Source organism: Streptomyces narbonensis (assembly GCF_014649015.1).
Classification (GTDB): Bacteria; Actinomycetota; Actinomycetes; order Streptomycetales; family Streptomycetaceae; genus Streptomyces; species Streptomyces narbonensis.
Map to the genome: position 1 here is coordinate 1 of NZ_BMSF01000047.1, position 3,354 is coordinate 3,354.

The 3,354-nt window shown below is 75.0% G+C and carries 2 protein-coding genes; both read left to right on the forward strand.

What is annotated here, in order from left to right; genetic code table 11:
* A partial coding sequence (locus tag IE124_RS33905) for a beta-ketoacyl reductase (RefSeq protein WP_189513848.1) occupies nt 1-1,203 on the forward strand: 1,203 nt, incomplete at its 5' end.
* Nucleotides 1,204-1,344: 141 nt separating this feature from the next.
* A partial coding sequence (locus tag IE124_RS33910) for a type I polyketide synthase (RefSeq protein WP_189513849.1) occupies nt 1,345-3,354 on the forward strand: 2,010 nt, incomplete at its 3' end.

Genomic DNA, 3,354 nt, shown 5'->3' on the forward strand with positions numbered 1-3,354 from the left:
GCACTCGGGGCCCGAGTCACCCTCGCCGCCTGCGACGTCGCCGACACCGACGCCATGCGCACCGTCCTCAACAGCATCCCCACGGACGCCCCCCTCACCGCCGTCGTGCACACCGCCGGCGCACCGGGCGGCGAGCCCCTGGACGTCACCGGCCCGCAGGACATCGCCCGCATCCTGGGCGCGAAGACGCGCGGCGCCGAGGTCCTCGACGACCTGCTCCGGGGCACTCCGCTGGACGCCTTCGTCCTCTACTCCTCGAACGCCGGGGTCTGGGGCAGCGGCGGCCAGGGCGTCTACGCGGCGGCCAACGCCCACCTCGACGCGCTCGCCGCCCGGCGCCGTGCCCGGGGCGAGACGGCGACCTCGGTCGCCTGGGGGCTCTGGGCGGGCGACGGCATGGGCCGGGGCGCCGACGACGCGTACTGGCAGCGGCGCGGCATCCGGCCGATGAGCCCCGAGCGCGCCCTGGACGAGCTGGCCAGGGCCCTGTGCCACGACGAGACCTTCGTCGCGGTGGCCGACGTGGACTGGGGGAGGTTCGCGCCGGCGTTCACGGTGTCCCGCCCGAGCCTGCTGATCGACGGTGTGCCGGAGGCCCGGCAGGCGCTCGCCGCGCCCGTCGCCGCCCCGGCTCCCGGTGACGGCGCCGCGGCGCCGGCCGGGGCGTCGTCGGCGCTGGCCGGCATCGCCGCGCTCCCGGAGCCCGAGCGCCGGCCCGCGCTGCTCACCCTCGTCCGTACCCACGCGGCGGCCGTACTCGGCCACTCCTCCCCCGACCGGGTGGCTCCCGGCCGGGCGTTCACCGAGCTCGGATTCGACTCGCTGACGGCCGTACAGCTCCGCAACCAGCTCTCCGCGGTCATCGGCAGCAGGCTCCCCGCGACCGCGGTCTTCGACCACCCGACGCCGGCCGCTCTCGCCGCGCACCTCCACGAAAGGCACCTCGCACCGGCCGCGCCGGCCCCGGCGGACTGGGAGGGGCGGGTACGTCAGGCACTGGCCGAACTGCCCCTCGACCGGCTGCGGGACGCCGGGGTCCTCGACACCGTCCTGCGACTCACCGGCATCGAGCCCGAGCCGGTGCCCGGCGGCCCGGGCAGCGTCGCCGCCGGCCCCGCCGCGGATCCGGAACCGGAGACGTCGATCGACGACCTCGACGCCGAGGCCCTGATCCGGATGGCTCTCGGCCCGCGGAACGCCTGAGCACCCGCCCCGGCCCGTGGCTGCCCCGGCCCTTGCCCGACTGCGGGCCGGGCCCCGGGCCCGCACACCGCCACGTACCACCCCGCACCACCGCCCCCCACACGCCCACAACGCCATCCACGAGCGGAAGACCACACCCAGATGACGAGTTCCAACGAGCAGTTGGTGGACGCTCTGCGCGCCTCCCTCAAGGAGAACGAAGAACTCCGGAAAGAGAGCCGTCGCCGGGACGACCGGCGGCAGGAGCCCATGGCGATCGTCGGCATGAGCTGTCGGTTCGCGGGCGGCATCCAGTCCCCCGAGGACCTCTGGGACGCGGTGGCCGCCGGCAAGGACCTCGTATCCGACGTACCTGAGGAGCGCGGCTGGGACTTCGACTCCCTGTACGACCCGGAGCCCGGGCGGAAGGGCACGACGTACGTCCGCAACGCCGCGTTCCTCGACGACGCCGCCGGCTTCGACGCCGCGTTCTTCGGGATCTCGCCGCGCGAGGCCCTCGCCATGGACCCGCAGCAGCGGCAGCTCCTCGAAGCCTCCTGGGAGGTCTTCGAGCGGGCCGGCATCGACCCCGCGTCGGTGCGCGGCACCGATGTCGGCGTGTACGTGGGATGCGGCTACCAGGACTACGCGCCGGACATCCGGGTCGCCCCCGAGGGGACCGACGGTTACGTCGTCACCGGCAACTCATCCGCCGTGGCCTCCGGGCGCATCGCGTACTCCCTCGGTCTCGAGGGGCCCGCCGTGACCGTGGACACGGCGTGCTCCTCGTCGCTCGTCGCCCTCCACCTCGCCCTGAAGGGTCTGCGGAACGGCGACTGCTCGACGGCGCTCGTGGGCGGCGTGGCCGTCCTCGCGACGCCGGGGGCGTTCATCGAGTTCAGCCGGCAGCAGGCCATGGCCGCCGACGGCCGGACCAAGGGCTTCGCCTCGGCGGCGGACGGCCTCGCCTGGGGCGAGGGCGTCGCCGTACTCCTCCTCGAACGGCTCTCCGACGCGCGGCGCAAGGGCCACCGCGTCCTGGCCGTCGTGCGCGGCAGCGCCATCAACCAGGACGGCGCAAGCAACGGGCTCACGGCGCCGCACGGCCCCTCCCAGCAGCGCCTGATCCGCCAGGCGCTCGCCGACGCGCGGCTCACGTCGGGCGACGTGGACGTCGTGGAGGGCCACGGCACGGGGACCCGGCTCGGCGACCCGATCGAGGCGCAGGCGCTGCTCGCCACGTACGGGCAGGGACGTGCGCCGGGACACCCGCTGCGGCTGGGCACGGTGAAGTCGAACATCGGGCACACGCAGGCCGCTTCCGGTGTCGCCGGTGTCATCAAGATGGTGCAGGCGCTGCGCCACGGGGTGCTGCCGAAGACCCTGCACGTGGACGAGCCGACGGACCAGGTCGACTGGACGGCCGGTTCGGTGGAGCTGCTCACGGAGGCGCTGGACTGGCCGGCGCAGCCGGGCCGGCCCCGGCGGGCGGGCGTCTCCGCCTTCGGCGTGGGCGGGACGAACGCTCACGTCGTCCTGGAGGAGGCCCCGGCCTCCGAGCAGGCCCGGACGGCCGGGCAGACCCCGACGGCCGGGCAGACCCCGGCGATCGAGCGGTCCCCGGCCTCCGAAGGGACCCCGGCCTCCAAGGGGAATCCTGCCGTCGAGTCGTCCGCCAACGGCGGCGTCGTGCCCTGGATCGTGTCCGCGAAGACCTCGGCCGCGCTGGACGCACAGCTCGGACGGCTCGCCGCGTACGCGGACGCCCGTACGGACCTGGATCCGGCCGTGGTGGCCCGCGCCCTGGTCGACGGCCGTACGGCGATGGAGCACCGCGCGGTCGCGATCGGCGACGGGCGGGAGGCGCTGCGGGACGCCCTGCGGATGCCGGAAGGACTCGTACGGGGCACGGCGGCCGAGCCGGGCCGGGTGGCGTTCGTCTTCCCCGGCCAGGGCACGCAGTGGGCCGGAATGGGAGCCGAACTCCTCGACACGTCGAAGGAGTTCGCGGAGACGATGGCCGAGTGCGAGGCCGCGCTCGCGCCGTATGTGGACTGGTCACTGGAGGCCGTCGTCCGGCAGACACCCGGCGCCCCCACGCTCGACCGCGTCGATGTGGTGCAGCCCGTCACCTTCGCCGTCATGGTCTCGCTGGCCAAGCTCTGGCAGCAC